The following is a 19,062-nucleotide window of genomic DNA, read 5'->3' as shown; positions in this document are numbered from 1 at the left end:
TGATCCTGCCAGCCAGTCGTCATTACCTCTATTGCGTTTTCCCGCTTCAAGGATACCCATGGCCAAGGTGACTTCCGAAACCTGGATGGCGCGGGCGCTGGTATTGGCGCGGCGTGGCCTCTATACCACCGACCCGAACCCGCGCGTCGGCTGCGTGCTGGTCAAGAACCGCCGCAAGGTTGGCGAGGGCTGGCACCGCAAGGCCGGCGAGGCACATGCCGAAGTCAACGCCCTTCGCGAGGCAGGAGACGCTGCCAGGGGGGCCACGGCTTATGTAACGCTGGAGCCTTGCTCGCACCAGGGCCGCACCGGCCCGTGTGCGGTGGCGCTCATCGACGCCGGCGTGAAGAAGGTGGTCGTGGCCATGCAGGACCCCAACCCGCTGGTGGCAGGGCGGGGCATCGCCAGGCTTCGCGAGGCCGGTATCGAGGTCGAGGTCGGGCTGCTCGAGGATCAGGCGCGGGCGCTCAATCCGGGGTTCATCGCCCGCATGAGTCGACAACGCCCCTTCGTGCGCTTGAAGATGGCCATGAGCCTGGATGCGCGTACCGCCATGGCCAGCGGGGAGTCTCAATGGATCACCGGCCCGTCGGCACGCACCGAGGTGCAGCGCCTGCGGGCCCGCTCCAGTGCGATCATGACCGGTGTCGAATCGATCATCTTCGACAATTCGCGGCTGACCGTGCGTGCCGAGCAACTGGACCTCGAACAGGCCGATAGCATCAGCCAGCGCCAACCGCTGCGTGTGGTCGTCGATACCCGGTTGCGCATGCCGCTGGCCGCCGCCTGCCTGCGTGAGCCCGGGCGTACCCTGATCGCCACCTGCGCGGCCGAGTCACCGCGGCGGCGCAAGCTCGAGGAGGCCGGTGCGGAGGTACTGGTATTGGGCTGCGATATCAACGGCCGGGTCGACCTGGCGGCGTTGTTGACCTATCTGGCCAGAGAGGAGAGCTGCAACGAGGTGTTGCTCGAGACCGGAGCGACCCTGGCTGGGAGCATGCTCGACGCTGAACTAATCGATGAAATGCACCTGTTCGTGGCGCCGACCTTGCTGGGTGGCGAGGCGCGTCCGCTGTTCGCGTTGCCCGGGCTCGAGCGCATGGCCCAGCAGCGGCCGTTGCAGATCGACGACATCCGCGCGGTGGGTCGTGACTGGCGTATTATCGCTCGTCCCCAGCGTATTGCTGACGCGTCCCCCGGGCCCATCACAAGCCCGACACGGGACTAGCGCATGCGCGCGTAGACAGGTACCCTGACCGCCGACCTAACGCGGGAGATGTGGCCAACGGGCCTGATCCTGTCGCCTCCCGTCGACAGTTCCGCACGAGACGAATTCCGGAGAACAGATGGTGGCTTCCTCTTCCCAGCCCACTTCACAGGGTGCCCCCCAGCCTCTTGCCCAGGATTCGCCGTCCCGGCAGGCGCTGGCCCGTATCGAAGACCTGGTCGAGGACATCCGCCAGGGCAAGATGGTCATCCTGATGGATGACGAGGATCGCGAGAACGAAGGCGATATCATCATGGCGGCCGAGAAGGTCGAGGCCGCGCACATCAATTTCATGGCCCGCCATGCCCGGGGGTTGATCTGCCTGCCGATGACCCGGGAGCGTTGCGAGCGCCTCAACCTGCCGTTGATGGTGCGCGACAACGGTTCGGGGTTCGGTACCAAGTTCACGTTGTCTATCGAAGCTGCGCAAGGCGTGACGACCGGCATTTCTGCCGCCGATCGTGCGCGGACCGTGCAGGCGGCCGTGGCACGCAACGCCAAACCGTCCGATATCGTGCAGCCCGGGCATATCTTTCCGCTGATGGCGGAGCCGGGCGGCGTGCTGCGGCGGGCCGGACATACCGAAGCAGCCTGCGATCTGGCGGCCATGGCCGGGTTCGACCCGAGTGGCGTAATCTGCGAAATCATGAACGAAGACGGCAGCATGGCGCGCCGTCCCGAACTCGAGCGCTTCGCTGCCGAGCATGACATCAAGATCGGCACCATTGCCGACCTGATCCACTACCGCATTCACAACGAGCAGACCGTCGAGCTCGAGGAACACATGCCGGTGCATACCTCGTTCGGCGAGTTGACGTTGCACGTGTTCCGCGATCGCATTCAGGGGTCGCATCACCTGGCCCTGGTCAAGGGGCAGCCGCAGCCCGACCGGCCCACCACGGTCCGAGTACACTTGGCCGATAGCCTGCGTGACCTGCTGGCGCTGCAGAAGCCGGGCAGCCAGAGCTGGACGGCACAAGGCGCCCTGGCCCAGGTGGCCCAGGCCGACACCGGGGTGTTCGTGCTGCTCGATGACGGGCGCACGGCGCTGGACTTCAAGAGCCAGCTCGATATCTTCCTCGAGCGAACACGGGCGCCACGCTCGAGCGATTCCGATGGGGCTGGCAATTACCTGACGATCGGTACCGGGTCACAGATCCTGCGCCTGCTCGGGGTAGGGCAAATGCGCCTGCTCAGTTCCCCGTGGAAGTTCTCGGCGCTGTCCGGCTTCGACCTGGAAGTGGTGGAGCGCTTGGGCGGTGATACCGCGGACGCCGGCGACTCGTTAGAATAAGCCCCTTTTTTGCCAGGAAAGATTATGCAACCGATCTCCCAAGTCGAAGGTTCCTTCACCGACGTCGATGGCCGCTACGTGATCGTCGTCGGTCGTTTCAATCACCACGTGGTGGATAGCCTGGTGGAAGGTGCCGTCGATAGCCTGGTTCGGCATGGCGTCGACGAGGATAACATCGACATCGTTCATGTACCCGGTGCCTGGGAACTGCCCCTGGCGGTCAAGCGTGCGCTGCGTGTGGTCAAGCCCGATGCAGTGATTGCGCTCGGCGCGGTGATCCGTGGCGGTACGCCGCACTTCGAGTATGTCGCGGGTGGTTGCAATGCCGCCCTGGGCAACCTGCAACTGGAGTTCGACACGCCCATTGCCAATGGCGTGCTGACCGTCAATTCCATCGAGCAGGCGATCGAGCGCTCGGGAACCAAGGCCGGCAACAAGGGGGCGGAAGCCGCCATGGCCGCCATGGAAATGGTGTCGCTGATGAAGCGTTTCGGGGGTGAAGGATGAATGCCAGACGTCCCGCTGCGACGGATGCTCGCCAGGCACGGCATGCCGCCCGTGAGCTTGCCGTGCAGGGCCTGTATCAGTGGCAGTTGACCGGCAAGCCGGTCAGTACGCTCGAGGCCGAATTCCGTAGCCAGGTCGCCGACGAGGACCTCGAGGATCACGAGAATTGGCACAAAGTCATGGAAATTGCCGACCTGGCACTGTTCCATGAACTGCTGAGCAACGTGGTGCGCGAGCGTGACGCGCTCGATGCCAGCATTGCGCCGTTGCTCGATCGTCGCCTCGACGACCTCGACCCCATCGAACTGGCCATCCTGCGCCTCGGTGCCTACGAGCTGGCCAAGCGCCCCGAAGTTCCCTATCGCGTGGTAATCAACGAGGGGGTCGAGCTCGCCAAGTCGTTCGGCGCCACCGACGGCCACAAGTATGTCAACGGCATTCTCGACAAGCTCGCCGCGCGACTGCGCAATGCCGAGGTCAACGCCCGTCGTCGCTGACGTGCCGGGTCGGATGGCAAGCCACATGCCGAGTGAGTTCGAGCTCATCGCCCGCTACTTCGTGCAGCGCAACGAAGGCGAAACGACCGGTGTCGCGCTGGGCGCGGGAGACGACTGTGCGTTGCTGGTCCCTACGCCGGGCCAGCAACTGGCAGTCAGCGTCGATACCTCCGTGGTCGACGTGCATTTTCCTGCCGGGGCGCCCGCCTGGGCCGTGGGCCATCGTGCGCTGGCCGTATCACTGAGCGATCTCGCCGCCATGGGCGCGTGGGCGCGCTGGTGCACCATGGCCGTGACACTTCCCGAGGCCGACGAGGCCTGGCTCGACGCGTTCAGCCAAGGCTTCCATGCGCTGTGTCGGGAATACGGCGTCGCTCTGGTCGGCGGGGATGTGACACGGGGCGAGTTGAGTATCAGCGTGGCCGTGCACGGCGAAGTGCCGGTCGGCGCAGCGTTGTGCCGCAGTGGTGGCCAGGCTGACGATATCATCGCCGTGACCGGCCCCCTGGGGGGCGGTCACGGTGGTCTGCGCGCCTGGCAGCAGGGCCGGCGCGACCTGGACGATCCGCTTCTGGCTCGTTACCTGTTGCCCCAGCCCCGCCTGGCGGCCGGCCTGGCCTTGCGTGGCCTGGCTCACTGCGCCATCGACATTTCCGATGGGTTACTGGCCGATCTCTCGCATCTGTGCGACGCCTCACGGCTGGGCGCCGAACTGGACATGACGCAACTGCCCCTGGCGACCGGGTTGGAGGCCTTGCTTGGCACGCAAGATGCTCGCCATGCAGCGCTGTGTGGCGGCGACGATTACGAATTGCTGTTCAGCCTGCCGGCGTCGTCCCTGGACGAAGCTCGGCGTCGTCTGCGTGAGTGCGGCGTGGACCTGTGGCCGGTTGGAAGGTTGCGTGACGGGGCTGGCATCGCCGGCGTGGATACGCGCGCGATCAAAGGCTGGCAGCACTTTCCGGGAGGGTCGTCATGAACCGTGCACCTTCCAGTGTCTGGCGGCGCCCCACGCATTTTCTGGCTTTCGGCCTGGGCTCCGGTGCGGTACCGTTCGCACCCGGTACGTTCGGTACCTTGGCGGCCATTCCCTTCTACTGGTTGATGTCGGGGCTACCGCTGTCCTGGTATCTGGGACTGGCGCTGGTTGCCAGCCTGATCGGCATCTGGCTGTGCGACAAGACCTCGCGCGATCTTGGTGTCCACGATCACTCCGGTATCGTCTGGGACGAGTTCGTCGGTTACTGGCTGACCATGGCGGCAGTGCCGTTTTCCTGGGAGTCGGCGCTGTGGGGCTTCGTGGTGTTTCGGGTCTTCGACATCATCAAGCCCTGGCCGATACGCTGGGTCGACCGGCGAGTAGCTGGCGGGTTCGGCATCATGCTCGACGATATTCTGGCGGGGGTGTATGCCTGGGGAGCGATGCACCTGTGGTTCTGGTTGCATTAGTTCTGCCTTGTCCTCGCTTGCCAGCTTTTCCGGTAGGGTTACGTCAAGAAAAGGTCACACGGTCAGGGGAAGGCAATGCGCAGGACATGGTGGGCGGTCATCGTTGTGGCGGTAGTGGGCGTGGTCGGTTACCTCGGGGCGCAGGCCTATGCCAGCCGGGTCTTCGAGCAGGAACTGGCGCGCGCACTCGAGGCCCTGCGTGAAGACGGACAGTGGCAGGTCGAGCGCCAGGCGGTGGAGCGGGGCTGGTTCCATTCACAGGGCCGGCTGCGGCTTGCTCCCGCCGGGGATGCCCGCTGGCAGGCCGAGGTTCCCTACGCTGCCCGGCATGGCGTACTGACGACCCGAATGAGTGGCGCGGTTCAGGTCATGCTGGCCGATGAGGGCGACGCCGCCTCCCCGCGCATGCTGTTCGGCGATGTGTTGCCGTCCGCCGAGCCGCGTTGGACGGCAACCTTCCACACCTTGGATCGCCAGACCGATGGGCGCCTGGACGTGGCAGGATTCGAACTGGAACACGACGAGGTGGCTGTTTCCTTCACCGGGGCCGAGTTCACGGCCGAGGGGCGGATCGGCGACGTGGCGATACAGGGCCAGATCGCCCCGCTTCGCTGGCAACGCGGCCGGGAGGAGTTGTCCACCGGCCCCCTGCATCTCAACAGTCGTTATCAGACCTCCGACGACTACTTCTTTCATCAGCGCAATGAGCTGATCGTCAATCGTCTCGATTATCGAGGGCCGCAACGCGCCCCGCTGACACTGACCGGCCTGCGTTACAGTGACGAGACACGACTCGATGACCAGTTGCGTCTCGACATGTCGCTTTCGCTCGAGCAGGCGCAAGTGGCCGGAGAGTCATTGCTGGCAGGCCGGTTGGCGGCCAGTCTCGATCGCATCGATGGGCAGGCCGCCAGACAGCTTGCCCGCCAGTTGGATTCCGCGATCGAGCAGCAGGGGAGTGACCTGTCGGGACTCGACGAGGCCGAGCGACGCCGCCTTCTGAAGCGTCTCGAGCCCGTCATCCTGGCCATGCTGGAAGACTCACCGCGCTTTATCCTCGAGGGGGCCACCTTGTCGAGCCCCTTGTTCGGGGTCGATACCCGAGGTCATGGCGAACTGGTCTTCGACGGCCAGGACGCTGCAGCGCTGGAGGTGCTCGATCTGCTCGATGCCGATGCGTCGGCCTGGCGCGAGCGTCTCGACGGCCGCTTTACCTGGAGCGGAGTCCCTCCGCTTGTCGCCTTGCAACTGGGCCTGCCGCTGGATACCCGGGAACTCGTGATCACCATCGAGGCCGGCCAGATCCGTATCAATGATCGTCCCTTGCCGTCGCTGTTGTGATTCTGTTCTAGGCTGAATCCCACGCAAAGCCCGTTGCCATGCCAGGGCGCGACTTGAAGTTTTCGCGACGTGCCCACATTCCTCGGCATATGACGGCTATTAGGCCCAGCTGATGCAAGGTGAACGATGAGCGAACGTGACCAAGACGCACCGGAAATCCTCATGGATAGCCAGGAAGAGCGCCATGAGCATAGCGGCGCGGTAATCCCGACCCGGGAGTACCTGCCAGAGCGCATCTATCTGCTGCCCATCCACAACCGTCCCTTCTTCCCGGCCCAGGTTCAGCCGCTGGTGATTCAGCGTCAGCGCTGGGAAGAGACCATGCAGCGTGTCTCCGATACGCCGCACCATACCGTGGGGGTGGCCTACGTTGGCGATGTGGGCGCCAATGAACTCGATCACGAGCACTTTCCGGAAATCGGTACGGCGGTCAAGGTTCACAAGGTGCAGGGCGAGGACCAGCAGATCCAGTTCATTGCCCAGGGCATGCGGCGTTTCCGCATCGTCCGCTGGCTGTCGAAGAAACCGCCCTATCTGGTCGAGGTTGCCTATCCCAAGGAGCCGGTCGACGAAGAAGCCGACGAGGCACGTGCCTATGCGATGGCCTTGATCAATGGCATCAAGGAACTGCTGCCGATCAATCCGTTATATGGCGAAGAGCTCAAGCATTACCTCAATCGCTTCAGCCCACATGAGCCCGGTCCGCTGACCGATTTTGCCGCTGCCATCACCTCGGCCAAGGGAAAAGAGTTGCAGGGCATACTCGAGACGCTGCCGGTCATGGCACGCATGCACAAGGTGCTGCCGCTGCTGCGCAAGGAAATCGAGGTCGCCCAGCTACAGAGCGAGATCAGCGAGCAGGTCAATGCCCAGATGCAGGAGCGTCAGCGCGAATTCTTCCTGCGTGAGCAGCTCAAGATCATCCAGAAGGAACTCGGCATCTCCAAGGACGATCGTGAAAACGACGTCGATACCTTTCGTGCGCGGCTGGAAGGGCGGGTGGTGCCCGAGCGGGTCATGCAGCGCATTGACGACGAGCTCGACAAGCTGGCGGTGCTGGAAACCGGCTCGCCGGAGTATGGCACTACACGCAACTATCTCGACTGGCTGACTTCGATGCCGTGGGGCGTCACATCGGAGGATCAGCTTGACCTGGCGCATGCCCGCAAGGTGCTCGACCGTGACCATAACGGCCTTGGCGACGTCAAGGAGCGTATCATCGAATTTCTCGCCGAAGGTACCTTCAAGGGCGATGTCGGCGGTTCCATCGTGCTGCTCGTGGGCCCGCCCGGGGTCGGCAAGACGTCTGTCGGACGTTCCATCGCCGAGGCACTGGGGCGCAAGTTCTATCGTTTCTCGGTCGGCGGCATGCGCGACGAGGCCGAAATCAAGGGGCACCGTCGGACCTACATCGGCGCCATGCCCGGCAAGCTGGTCCAGGCTCTCAAGGAGGTCGATGTCGAGAACCCGGTGATCATGCTCGATGAGATCGACAAGATGGGGCAATCGTTTCAGGGTGATCCTGCCTCGGCGCTGCTCGAGGTGCTGGATCCGGAGCAGAACAGCGATTTTCTCGACCATTACCTCGACGTGCGTCTGGATCTATCCAAGGTGCTGTTCGTGTGTACCGCCAACCAGCCCGATACCATTCCCGGGGCGCTGTTCGACCGCATGGAACAGATTCGCCTGTCCGGCTACATCGCCGAGGAGAAGATGGCGATTGCCAAGGATCACTTGTGGCCCAAGCTGCTCAAGCGCGACAACATTCCCAAGAAGTGCATCAACCTGACCGATGCGGCACTGCGTCAGGTGATCGAGGGTTACGCCCGCGAGGCCGGGGTGCGCCAACTGGAGAAGCAGTTGCACCGCATCGTACGCAAGGCGGCGGTCAAGCTGCTCGAAAGCGAGCAGAAGAGCATCAAGGTGTCGGTCAACAATCTCGAGGAGTACCTGGGGGCGCCACTGTTCCGCAAGGATAAGGCACTCAAGGGGGTCGGGGTGGTGACCGGCCTGGCCTGGACCAGCATGGGGGGCGCGACCCTGCCCATCGAGGCGACCAAGGTCCATGCGCTGACCCGCGGCCTGAAGCTGACCGGCAAGCTGGGTGAAGTGATGCAGGAGTCGGCCAACATTGCCTACAGCTATACGCTGGGTCACCTGGCCGAATACGGCGCCGACGCCGACTTCTTCAACGAGGCGTTCATTCACCTGCACGTACCCGAAGGCGCCACACCCAAGGATGGACCGTCTGCCGGGGTAACCATGACCACGGCGCTGATCTCGCTGGCCCGGCATCAAGCCATCGACCGCCCGCTGGCGATGACTGGCGAGGTGACGCTGACCGGGCAGGTGTTGCCGGTCGGAGGCATTCGGGAAAAGGTGATCGCAGCGCGGCGCAGCGATATCTTCGAAGTCATCCTGCCCGAAGCCAATCGCCGCGATTACGAGGAGTTGCCGGATTACCTCAAGGAGGGCGTCACCGTGCACTTTGCTCAGCACTACAAGGACGTGGCCAAGATCGTCTTCAAGTAGCGAACGTGCTTTGTTGTCTTGCCTTCGCTTGCAGCCCCGCCATCGCGGGGCTTTTTCGTTATTGCAGGGTAACTGTGCCATGCGTGTCGCTTCGCTAGGCAACGTTGCGACGTCATGACAAAATGAGCGTCCAACCTGGACACCCCTACAGACCATCGGCGCCAGTCCGGTGACGATCGTTGCTGTCGATCGTACGGCGGCGTGAAGTTGGCTAGCACATAACGAGGAAACCATGCCCCAGTATCGCTCACGCACCACCACCGCCGGTCGCAACATGGCTGGCGCCCGCGCCCTGTGGCGCGCCACCGGCATGACCGACGAGGATTTCCACAAGCCGATCATAGCCGTCGCCAACTCCTTCACCCAGTTCGTGCCCGGTCACGTGCACCTCAAGGACATGGGGCAACTGGTGGCGCGTGAGATCGAGAAGGCTGGTGGCGTGGCCAAGGAATTCAACACCATCGCCGTCGACGACGGTATCGCCATGGGCCACGACGGCATGCTCTATTCGCTGCCCAGTCGTGACATCATCGCCGATAGCGTCGAATACATGGTCAATGCACACTGCGCCGATGCCTTGGTGTGTATTTCCAACTGCGACAAGATCACCCCGGGGATGCTGATGGCGGCCATGCGTCTCAACATCCCGGTGATCTTCGTGTCGGGCGGGCCGATGGAGGCGGGCAAGACCAAGTTGCTCGACCACGGCATCGACCTCATCGACGCGATGATCTACGCCGCCGACGACAAGTACAGCGACGAGGACATCGCCGAGATCGAGCGTAGCGCCTGCCCGACCTGTGGCAGTTGCTCGGGCATGTTCACTGCCAATTCAATGAATTGCCTCACCGAGGCCCTGGGCCTGGCGCTGCCCGGCAACGGCACGTTGCTGGCCACGCATGCCGACCGTCGCCGCTTGTTCGAGGAGGCGGGACAGCGCATCGTCGAGTTGGCCAAACGCTACTACGAAGGCGACGAGGCGCACCTGCTGCCGCGGGCCATCGGTTCCCAGGCGGCGTTTCGCAACGCCATGACCCTCGACATCGCCATGGGCGGCTCGACCAATACCATCCTGCACCTGCTGGCTGCTGCCCAGGAGGCCGAGATCGACTTCACCATGGCCGATATCGACCGCTTGTCGCGGGAAGTGCCGCAGCTCTGCAAGCTGGCGCCCAATACCCAGCAGTACCATATCGAGGACTGTCATCGTGCCGGCGGCATCATGGCGATCCTCGGCGAACTCGACCGTGCCCACGTGCTGGATACCTCGGTACCGACCGTGTATGGCGATACGCTCAAGGCCGCACTCGATGAGTGGGACATCATGCGCAATCCCTCGCCCGAGGTCGTGGAGTTCTACAAGGCCGGACCGGGCGGCATTCCTACCCAGCAGGCCTTCTCGCAGAGCGCCCGCTGGCCGAGCCTCGACGGCGACCGCGCCAATGGCTGCATTCGCGACCTCGAACATGCCTTCTCGACGGAGGGCGGTCTGGCGATCCTGTTCGGCAACATTGCTCAGGATGGCTGTGTGGTGAAGACGGCCGGTGTCGACGAGTCGATTCTGGTCTTCGAAGGGCCGGCCCATGTGGTCGAGTCGCAGGACCAAGCGGTTGAGCACGTGCTGGAAGGCAGGGTCAAGCCGGGTGAAGTCGTTGTGGTGCGTTATGAAGGACCTCGCGGTGGTCCGGGGATGCAGGAGATGCTCTATCCGACCTCGTATCTCAAGTCCAAGGGACTCGGCAAGGTCTGTGCCCTGATGACCGACGGCCGCTTCTCCGGTGGGAGCTCGGGCCTGTCGATCGGCCACGTGTCGCCGGAAGCGGCAGCCGGTGGTGCCATCGGGCTGGTGGAAAACGGTGACATGATTCGCATCGATATTCCTAACCGTCGGATCGATGTTCAGCTCAGCGAGGCCGAGTTGGCAAGTCGCCGCGAGGCGATGGAGGCGCGAGGCAACCAGGCCTGGAAACCCAGCATTCAACGGGTGCGCAAGGTATCCGCCGCACTCAAGGCCTACGCATTGCTGGCCACCTCCGCTGACAAGGGGGCGGTGCGGGACCTGTCCAAGCTGGACTGATTTTATGAAGATGTTATGAAGGGCGAGGCCCGGCACTTGGCCGGGCCTCGATGAATTGCCGCTTCCCTGGCAGTACGAGCAGAACCTCAGGCCGCTTCGCGCAGCACCTCGTCATCGACCTCGGCGAGCCTCTCCCGCTCGCACTCCAACGCAAACCAGAATTCCAGCAGTTCAAGACTTTCTTCGGAACAACACATCGATATCTTCTCCTATCTCCGGTGGGTGAAGAACCACAAATGAAGTATGGTCGGTTAGACGAAGGTCGACAGCCGGTTTTTCTCGTCTGTTTGACATGCGTCATGGGTTCTGCTTCAGGCGACGTTCACGTGACAAGGAGGATTGTATGAAGGAGACGTTCAAGGTCGGTCTGGTGGGTTATGGCTTCGCCAGCCAGACATTTCACGCCCCGCTGATTGCCGCGACGCCGGGCCTGGAACTGACGGCCGTTTCCAGCAGCGATGCAGGGAAGGTGCATGCCGATTTGCCGGACGTGATGGTCGAATCCGATCCCCATGCGCTTTTCGCGCGTCCGGACATCGAACTGGTCGTGATACCTACGCCCAACGAAACGCACTTCCCCTTGGCCAAGGCTGCCCTGAATGCCGGCAAGCATGTCGTGCTCGACAAACCGTTTACGGTGACGCTGCGCGAGGGGCGGTTGCTCAAGAGCCTTGCCGATGCGAGCGGCAAGCTGCTGTCGGTATTTCATAATCGCCGCTGGGACAGTGATTTCCTGACCGTACAGCAACTTCTCGAGTCCGGGCGCCTGGGTCGCCTGGTGCATTTCGAGTCCCACTTCGACCGCTTCCGGCCCGAAGTGCGTGACCGTTGGCGGGAACAGGCCAAGCCGGGGGGAGGCATCTGGTACGACCTTGGGCCGCATTTGCTCGATCAGGCCCGTGTGCTGTTCGGCATGCCTCATGCCATCCTGCTTGACTTGGCCATACGGCGTGAGGGCGCACAGGTCGACGACGACTTCCATGCGCTACTCGATTATGGCGACATGCGCGTGGTGTTGCACGCCGCTGCGCTGGTGGCCGCCGAGTCGCCGCGCTTCACGCTGCACGGCACGCGAGGGAGTTACGTCAAGTTCGGCCTGGATCCTCAGGAGGATCGCCTCAAGGCCGGCGAGACGCCCGCACCGGCATGGGGCGAGGATGAGCGTGATGGGCAACTCACGGCCAGAGACGGCGAGGGAGAACAGGCGTCCCTGGTGACGACGTCCTACTCGACCCTGCCGGGCGATTACCTGGCCTACTATGCCGGCGTGCGCGATGCCCTGCGCGGCGAGGCCGACAATCCGGTCACGGCAGACGAGGCCTTGGCCGTGATGCAACTGCTCGAAGCCGGGCTCGACAGTCACCGTCAGCAGCGTTGGGTTCGGCTCAAGTAGCGCCAGCGGCTGGCAGTGCCGACATGCGATTGTTATCGCGTGGTTACAGTCGGAAGCCATACAACATTTGCAAAACCCGCGTATCGTTTCTAGCTTCTAGGTACGCTTGGAGATTCGGACAAGGATTTCCTAGGCTAGACGCTGCCACCAAGGAATGAGGAGGAGTAGCATGAAAGGAATTTATAGCGCTCTGATTGCCGCCATCTTGTTCGGCTCTGCCGGTACGACGTTGGCCGCCGATGATACGAATAGCATGGAAAGCGGAAAGATTGGATCGGCTAACACTGAAGAAGGCTCCATGAAGCCTGAAGGTGGTACCGCATTCGGTGATGGAAGCGGCGAAGCGGGCAATGGAGTACCGCGGGCTGATGATGACATCCCCAGCGGTCCGAGTGAAAACCTGAGCACGCAGACCGGAACGGCCAACACCCAAGCTGGCGATACTGCCGTCAAGGGTGGCACTGCCAAGAATCCCGAGGAGCCTGGCCTGGTCGGTGGCGATGAAAGCCACGATGGCACCATGCATGGCGACACCATGAAGAAAGATGACGAGGAATATCGTATCGAGACCGAAAAACCGCGTGCCGATGACGAGATTCCCAGTGGTCCCAGCGATGAAATGAGCACCCAGACCGGTTCCGCCAACACCCAGGCTGGCGACACCGCGACTCAAGAGGGTGTCACCAACTGATTTTCCACTGAGTAACGTCCGGTATGACGCCGCCGCGCTTGCGTGGCGGCGTTTTTCTGTGCCAGGTTTTGTCACCACCAATCGTTCTGGTCACGATCGCTACGCAACTTTTCCCGGGCGATGAACAGCGCGGCAATGGCACGTGCCTCGTGGAAATCCTCGCGCGCAAGCAATGCCGGCAGTTCCTTGAACGAATGGGTCTCGACTACTAAAGGCTCCGGCTCGTCACCGGGCAGACGCTTTTCGTACAGGTCGCTGGCCAGCAGCACGTGCATGCGGTGATTCATGTAGTTGGGCGCCAGAGAAAGCTCGACCAGCGGTTCGATGTTCCGCGCGCCCATGCCGCACTCTTCCATCAGCTCGCGGTTGGCCGCCGTGATGATGTCCTCACCGGGGTCGACCAGGCCCTTGGGCAGGGTCAAGGCATAGTCATCGAAGCCCGCGGCGTATTCCCGAATCAGCAGCACGTGATCCGGGTCGGGCATGGCAACGATCATCACGGCACCGTGCCCGCCGCCCTTGAGGCGCTCGAAGGTGCGTTCGGCCCCGTTGGAAAAGCGCAGGTCCAGGCGTTCGATGGTAAACAACTGGCTACGGGCGACTTCCTCGCGGGAGAGGATGCTCGGCTTGCGGGGAGGCGTTGGCGGCATGGCAAAGGTATCCAGTACAATGAGACGTAGCAATCTCCCACCCTTTTACCATCGCTGTGGAGCCTCTGGCCAATGATCGACTGGCGTGCCATCGATACCGTGCTGCTGGATATGGACGGTACCCTGCTGGACCTGCACTTCGACAGTCATTTCTGGCTGGAACATTTACCGCGTCGCTATGTCGAATTGCATCGACTCGACGAGGCCACCCAGGACGAGGTGCGGGCCCGGATTATCCGTGAGCAGGGCACCCTGAACTGGTACAGCCTGGCCTACTGGAGTCGCGAGCTCGGCGTGGACATCGTGGCGCTCAAGCGTGAAGTCCAGCACCTCATCGGCCTGCGCAGCGATGCGCTGGATTTCCTGCAGTGGCTCAAGCAGGCCCATCCGCGGGTCGTGCTGGCGACCAATGCCGATCGCGAGAGCCTGGCGCTCAAGCTGCCCCTGACCGGTCTCGAGGCCTATCTGGATGCCATCGTGTCCTCCGCCGATCTGGGCATGCCCAAGGAAGCGCCGGAATTCTGGTTTGCCTTGCAGGACGTCGAACCCTTCGACCCGTCTCGCACGCTGTTCATCGATGACAATCCGGCAGTACTCGAGAGCGCTCGTGAGTATGGCATTCGCCACCTGCTGGGCATCAAGCAGCCCGACAGCACACGTCCCGAAAAAGAGTTGGAAGAGTTCATCGTCCTGGATCGGTTTGCGGCATTGCTACCCACCGCACCGCTCCAGGCCGGATCCTGACGGAGTCCCATGACTGGCGTACGAATCGACAAGTGGCTATGGGCGGCGCGTTTCTTCAAGACGCGTGCCTTGGCCAAGAAGGCCATCGAAGGTGGCAAGGTCCATTACAACGGTGCCCGGGTGAAGACCAGCAAGACCGTCGAACCGGGCGCATTGATCAAGGTGCCGCAGGGCTGGGACCTGTGGGAGGTCGAGGTGCTGGCAGTGTCCGACCAGCGCCGTGGCGCACCCGAAGCCCGCGAACTCTACCGCGAGACGCCCGAGAGCCAGGCGCGACGCGAGAGTGAAACCGAGAAACGCCGTCTGGCGAACCAGGCCATGAGTGCCCCACAGGGCCGGCCCGACAAGAAGCAGCGTCGCGAGATACAGCGTTTTCAGCGTCAGCGCCCCGAGTGACCTCGGGTAGGCTCTCTCATTCTTTCAAGACCGATAGTGACTCATGACCGATCAGATACAGCGTTTCATCTTCGACGATACCAACGTGCGCGGCGAGATCGTCACGCTGGAATCCACCTATGCCGAGGTGCTGGACAAGCAGGCCTATCCACCTGCCGTGGAACGCCAGCTCGGTGAATTGCTGGCGGCAGCGGCCTTGCTTACCGAGACCGTCAAGCTGGATGGCACCCTGAGCCTGGAGGTGCGCGGCCAGGGCGCGCTGAGCCTGCTGATGGCCGAATCCAACCCCGGTGGCGAACTGCGTGCCATTGCACGACTGGCCGATGATGCGGACGTGCCGGCCGAGGATGCCTCGTTCAAGCAACTGGTCGGCGATGGCCAGCTCGTGATCACGCTCGACCCGCGCGAGGGCAATCGCTATCAGGGCATCGTTGCCCTCGAGGCCGAAGATCTGGCCAGTTGCCTCGAAGAGTACTTCTACCGTTCCGAGCAGCTGGCGACGCGCCTGTGGCTGACCGCCAACGGCAAGCGGTCGGCGGGGCTGCTGCTGCAGCAGTTACCCGATGATGCCAGCAACCGCGATCCCGATGCCTGGGACCGGCTTCTGTCACTGGCCAGCACCGTGTCGGCCGAGGAAATGCTGACTCTCGAGCAACGCGATCTGCTCTACCGGCTCTTCCATGAGGAGACCGCCCGGGTCTTCGAGCCCAAGCCGCTGCATTTCGGCTGCACCTGTTCGCGTGAGCGTATCGCCGACGCCCTGCTGACACTGGGCGAGGCCGAGCTGCGCGACATCCTGGCCGAGCAGAAGGCCATCGATACCCAATGCCACTTCTGCCACACCCGTTACCATTTCAGTGCGGCCGAGATCGAGGCGATGCTCGATTCGCCCGATGGTGATTCACCGACGCTGCACTGATGAGGTCATGCTTGTGGAACTCTCCCGGCTGAGTCATTTCATCGATACCGGGGGAGAAAAAGCGCGTTTTCCGGACTGTCGCTTTTTTGCCATAATGACGACCCGAGACGCCCAGCGTCCGTAAAGGAAAGTTTGTGCTCTACACAGAAGCGGGGAAACCGCCGAGCGCAAGGAAGAAAAACGCTTTTGGCTAACGAGAGAGAATCGGCCCACGGGCCCAGGACACCATAATGACCACTACCCAAGCTGCTCCTCAGGTAGCGACAGAGCGTCGCGCCGTGAAGATTCACACCAATCTGAGTGCCGCCGAGTTGATCGAGAGTGCCATTGCCCGTGGCGAAGGCCAGCTTGCCGATACCGGTGCACTGGTGGTGAACACCGGGGTACGTACCGGACGCTCTCCGGCGGATCGCTTCATCGTCGACGAACCCTCCACTTCGGAACTGATCGACTGGGGCAGTGTGAACCGGCCCTTCGATAGCGAACGTTTCGATGCGCTGTGGGAGCGCGTCGAAGACTACCTGGCCGAAGGTGACAGTTTCGTGTCCGAACTCCACGTGGGTGCCGATCCCGAGCACTACCTGCCGATTCGGGTCACGACCGAGACGGCCTGGCACAATCTGTTCGCCCATACCATGTTCGTGCGTCCGGAGGGATACAACCCCAAGGGCAAGAACGAGTGGACCATTCTCAACGCGCCGCATTTCGTCTGCGAGTCCGAGCGTGACGGCACGAATTCCGACGGTACGGTGATCATCAACTTCGCCCGCCGTCGCGTGCTTATCGCCGGGATGCGCTATGCCGGCGAGATGAAGAAGGCCATGTTCTCGGTGCAGAACTTCCTGTTGCCCGAGAAGGACGTGCTGCCCATGCACTGCAGCGCCAACGTCGGCGAGGATGGCGAGACCACGCTGTTCTTCGGCCTGTCCGGCACCGGCAAGACCACCTTGTCCGCCGACCCGGCGCGTTACCTGATCGGTGACGACGAGCATGGCTGGGGCGAGGGCACGGTCTTCAACATCGAGGGCGGTTGCTACGCCAAGTGCATCGACCTCTCCGAGAAGAACGAGCCGATCATCTGGAAAGCCATCCAGTTCGGTGCCGTCCTCGAGAACGTCGTGCTCGACGACCGCCGCCATGCCGTCTACGCCGATGATAGCCTGACCCAGAACTCCCGTGCCGCCTATCCGCTCGAGCACGTCGAGAAGCGCGTGGCCGAAAATCGCGCCGGCGAGCCCAACGCGATCATCTTCCTGACCTGCGACATGAGTGGCGTGCTGCCGCCGGTGTCGGTCCTCTCCAAGGAAGCTGCCGCCTATCACTTCCTGTCCGGCTACACCGCCAAGGTCGGCTCCACCGAGATGGGCTCCTCGTCCGGTCTCGAGGCAACCTTCTCGACCTGCTTCGGTGCGCCGTTCTTTCCGCGTCCGGCGCGTGAATATGCCGACCTGCTGATCAAGCGCATCGAGGCCTTCGGCTCGCGCGTCTACCTGGTCAACACCGGCTGGACCGGTGGCAGCTTCGGCCAGGGTGGCAGCCGCTTCAGCATCCCCACTACCCGCAGCGTGATCAGCGCCATCCAGTCCGGTGCCCTGAAGGATGCCGAGACACAGCGCATCGACGGTCTCAACCTGGATGTGCCGGTCAGCGTGCCGGGCGTTAACTCGTCACTGCTGGTACCGCGCGATACCTGGGAAGACGGCGCCTCATACGATGAGCAGATGCGTGAACTGATCGTCAAGTTCAATGAGAACTTCAAGAAGTTCTCCGGTGTAGACGACGCCATCGTGGCAGCAGGCCCGTCACTCGACTGAGATTCGTCGAACCTTCGTGGCCTCGCCGCATCCAAGAGGGAGAGTCTTCGGGCTCTCCCTTTTTTTGTCGTCAGCGCCTCGCGCCGTTGGCAGGGACGCTGCGGGAGGAAACGCCATGCGTCGACGTCATTTTCTGGGGCTACTGGGCCTAGGTGGACTGGCAGGCATGCTGCCGGGACTGGCTGGCGCACGGCCCAAGCTGGAACTCGAACGCGCCGCGGACATCCAGCCACTGACACTGAGCGAAGCGCAGTGGCGCCAACGGCTCACGCCGGAGCAGTTCCATATCCTGCGTGAAGCCGGCACCGAGCCGGCCGGCAGCAGCCCGCTGAATGCCGAGAAGCGCCAGGGCGAATATCGCTGTGCAGGATGCGACCTGCCCTTGTTCACCAGCGAGACCAAGTACGACTCCGGTACCGGCTGGCCGAGCTTCTTCGATCACATCGAGGGCCACCTGCTGAGCGAGCTCGATTTCGTGCTGCTGATTCCACGCACGGAGTATCACTGCGCCCGCTGTGGCGGGCATCAGGGTCACGTCTTCGAGGATGGCCCCGAGCCCACCGGACTGCGCTGGTGCAACAACGGCCTGGCACTCAGGTTCGTGCCGGCCTGAGCAGCTTCACTGCCTGAAGCCCTCGGTGATATAGCGTGCCAGCCCATCGACGATCGGCGAGTGAGCCTGAGGCGCACGTAGCAGAACGATCGAGGCATCGGGCAGGGGAGGGAAGCCGTCCGACTCATCGAGGATGCGCATGCCCGGTACGACCAGGCTCTTCATCCAGGCCGAAACGGCCAACCCTGCACTGACCACCGCTTGCAGGGTAGCCAGGCTGGGGCTGCTGTAGGCCACCCGGTATTGCCGCCCGGCACGTGCCAGGGCATTGCATGCATGCCGGCGACAGAAACACGGCTCCTCGAAGAGCGCCAGCGGCAGCGGAGACTGCTGATGCAATGAGTGGCTCTCGGCGACGACCCATACCGTGGCATCCTGGCGCAGGATCTCACCGATCTCGTGTCCCACTTCGCGAGTCACGATGCTCAGGTCAAGGCTTCCATCCTGACGTGACAGCAGCTGGGACGATGGCTCACAGTGCACCTCCACGTCGATCAGCGGCCAGACCTGAGAGAACGACTTGAGAATGCCTGGCAGAAAGCGCATCACGTAATCGTCGGGGACACCGATCCTGACGCGCCCGACCATGTCGGGCTGGCGCAGCACGTTCAACGCCTCGCCGTGAAGGTCGAGAATGCGCCGGGCATAGCCGAGCAGCGTATTGCCCTCGCTGGTCAGGCGAATCTGGCGCCCATCGCGCTCGAACAAGGGGCGTCGAATGACATCCTCCTCGAGTCGCTTGATCTGCATGCTCACGGCGGACTGGGTTCGGTTGACGGCTTCGGCGGCACGCGTGAACCCGCCGTGGTCGACGATGGCAACAAACGTGCGCAGCAGTTCATGATCAATGGTCTGTAGCATGGCGCCCATCCATCAGC

At 62.9% G+C, this 19,062-nt stretch carries 18 protein-coding genes; 16 read left to right on the top strand and 2 right to left on the bottom strand.

Annotated features, from left to right (window positions below; genetic code table 11):
• Nucleotides 1-58: 58 nt before the first annotated feature.
• The 11 genes from ribD (at nt 59) to BM194_RS01710 (ending at nt 13,048) form a co-directional block, all read left to right on the top strand.
• Nucleotides 59-1,228 carry a bifunctional diaminohydroxyphosphoribosylaminopyrimidine deaminase/5-amino-6-(5-phosphoribosylamino)uracil reductase RibD gene (gene ribD / locus BM194_RS01760; protein ID WP_092842968.1) on the top strand — a complete coding sequence of 390 codons (1,170 nt, stop codon included), beginning with the start codon at nt 59-61 and terminating at the stop codon, nt 1,226-1,228.
• Nucleotides 1,229-1,346: 118 nt separating this feature from the next.
• A complete protein-coding gene (ribBA, locus tag BM194_RS01755) occupies nt 1,347-2,561 on the top strand; it encodes a bifunctional 3,4-dihydroxy-2-butanone-4-phosphate synthase/GTP cyclohydrolase II (RefSeq protein WP_244890842.1) in 1,215 nt (404 codons plus the stop codon).
• A gap of 24 nt (nt 2,562-2,585) precedes the next feature.
• Nucleotides 2,586-3,068: a 6,7-dimethyl-8-ribityllumazine synthase gene (ribH, locus tag BM194_RS01750; protein WP_092842966.1), complete on the top strand. Its 483-nt coding sequence runs from the start codon at nt 2,586-2,588 to the stop codon at nt 3,066-3,068.
• Complete coding sequence (nusB, locus tag BM194_RS01745) at nt 3,065-3,565, top strand: transcription antitermination factor NusB (protein WP_092842964.1); 501 nt, start codon at nt 3,065-3,067, stop codon at nt 3,563-3,565. Before ribH ends, nusB begins: the two co-directional genes overlap by 4 nt.
• Before the next feature lie 25 nt (nt 3,566-3,590).
• The gene (gene thiL / locus BM194_RS01740; RefSeq protein ID WP_092842962.1) at nt 3,591-4,544 is read left to right on the top strand and encodes a thiamine-phosphate kinase; all 954 of its coding nucleotides are present in this window, start codon (nt 3,591-3,593) and stop codon (nt 4,542-4,544) included.
• Nucleotides 4,541-5,014, top strand: coding sequence for a phosphatidylglycerophosphatase A family protein (locus tag BM194_RS01735; RefSeq protein WP_092842960.1), 474 nt, complete (start codon nt 4,541-4,543; stop codon nt 5,012-5,014). Before thiL ends, BM194_RS01735 begins: the two co-directional genes overlap by 4 nt.
• Nucleotides 5,015-5,089: 75 nt before the next feature.
• Nucleotides 5,090-6,355, top strand: coding sequence for a DUF945 family protein (locus tag BM194_RS01730; RefSeq protein WP_092842958.1), 1,266 nt, complete (start codon nt 5,090-5,092; stop codon nt 6,353-6,355).
• A gap of 162 nt (nt 6,356-6,517) precedes the next feature.
• On the top strand, nt 6,518-8,887 hold the full coding sequence (gene lon / locus BM194_RS01725) for an endopeptidase La (protein ID WP_244890845.1): 2,370 nt from the start codon (nt 6,518-6,520) through the stop codon (nt 8,885-8,887).
• Between the two features lie 232 nt (nt 8,888-9,119).
• Entirely contained in the window at nt 9,120-10,964 is a 1,845-nt protein-coding gene (ilvD, locus tag BM194_RS01720) for a dihydroxy-acid dehydratase (RefSeq protein ID WP_092842954.1), read from the top strand.
• A 343-nt stretch (nt 10,965-11,307) separates the two neighbouring features.
• Nucleotides 11,308-12,357, top strand: coding sequence for an oxidoreductase (locus BM194_RS01715; RefSeq protein ID WP_092842952.1), 1,050 nt, complete (start codon nt 11,308-11,310; stop codon nt 12,355-12,357).
• Nucleotides 12,358-12,655: 298 nt separating this feature from the next.
• A complete protein-coding gene (locus BM194_RS01710) occupies nt 12,656-13,048 on the top strand; it encodes a hypothetical protein (RefSeq protein ID WP_143097557.1) in 393 nt (130 codons plus the stop codon).
• Nucleotides 13,049-13,119: 71 nt separating this feature from the next.
• Here BM194_RS01710 and nudE read toward each other — a convergent pair whose 3' ends face one another.
• The gene (gene nudE / locus BM194_RS01705; protein ID WP_092842948.1) at nt 13,120-13,698 is read right to left on the bottom strand and encodes an ADP compounds hydrolase NudE; all 579 of its coding nucleotides are present in this window, start codon (nt 13,696-13,698) and stop codon (nt 13,120-13,122) included.
• Between the two features lie 72 nt (nt 13,699-13,770).
• Here nudE and yrfG point away from each other — a divergent pair, with 72 nt between their 5' ends.
• The 5 genes from yrfG (at nt 13,771) to msrB (ending at nt 18,184) form a co-directional block, all read left to right on the top strand.
• Nucleotides 13,771-14,442 carry a GMP/IMP nucleotidase gene (gene yrfG / locus BM194_RS01700; protein ID WP_092842946.1) on the top strand — a complete coding sequence of 224 codons (672 nt, stop codon included), beginning with the start codon at nt 13,771-13,773 and terminating at the stop codon, nt 14,440-14,442.
• A gap of 9 nt (nt 14,443-14,451) precedes the next feature.
• Nucleotides 14,452-14,838: an RNA-binding S4 domain-containing protein gene (locus BM194_RS01695; RefSeq protein ID WP_092842944.1), complete on the top strand. Its 387-nt coding sequence runs from the start codon at nt 14,452-14,454 to the stop codon at nt 14,836-14,838.
• 43 nt (nt 14,839-14,881) lie between these two features.
• Nucleotides 14,882-15,757 carry an Hsp33 family molecular chaperone HslO gene (hslO, locus tag BM194_RS01690; RefSeq protein WP_092842942.1) on the top strand — a complete coding sequence of 292 codons (876 nt, stop codon included), beginning with the start codon at nt 14,882-14,884 and terminating at the stop codon, nt 15,755-15,757.
• Between the two features lie 230 nt (nt 15,758-15,987).
• On the top strand, nt 15,988-17,571 hold the full coding sequence (locus tag BM194_RS01685) for a phosphoenolpyruvate carboxykinase (protein WP_092842940.1): 1,584 nt from the start codon (nt 15,988-15,990) through the stop codon (nt 17,569-17,571).
• A gap of 115 nt (nt 17,572-17,686) precedes the next feature.
• Complete coding sequence (msrB, locus tag BM194_RS01680) at nt 17,687-18,184, top strand: peptide-methionine (R)-S-oxide reductase MsrB (protein WP_092842938.1); 498 nt, start codon at nt 17,687-17,689, stop codon at nt 18,182-18,184.
• A 6-nt stretch (nt 18,185-18,190) separates the two neighbouring features.
• Here the strand turns inward: msrB and BM194_RS01675 are convergent, their stop codons facing one another.
• On the bottom strand, nt 18,191-19,045 hold the full coding sequence (locus BM194_RS01675; RefSeq protein WP_092842936.1) for a LysR substrate-binding domain-containing protein: 855 nt from the start codon (nt 19,043-19,045) through the stop codon (nt 18,191-18,193).
• Nucleotides 19,046-19,062 lie beyond the last annotated feature (17 nt).

The organism is Modicisalibacter xianhensis (assembly GCF_900113605.1).
Taxonomy (GTDB): Bacteria; Pseudomonadota; Gammaproteobacteria; order Pseudomonadales; family Halomonadaceae; genus Modicisalibacter; species Modicisalibacter xianhensis.
This window is presented reverse-complemented; position numbering and strand designations above follow the sequence as displayed.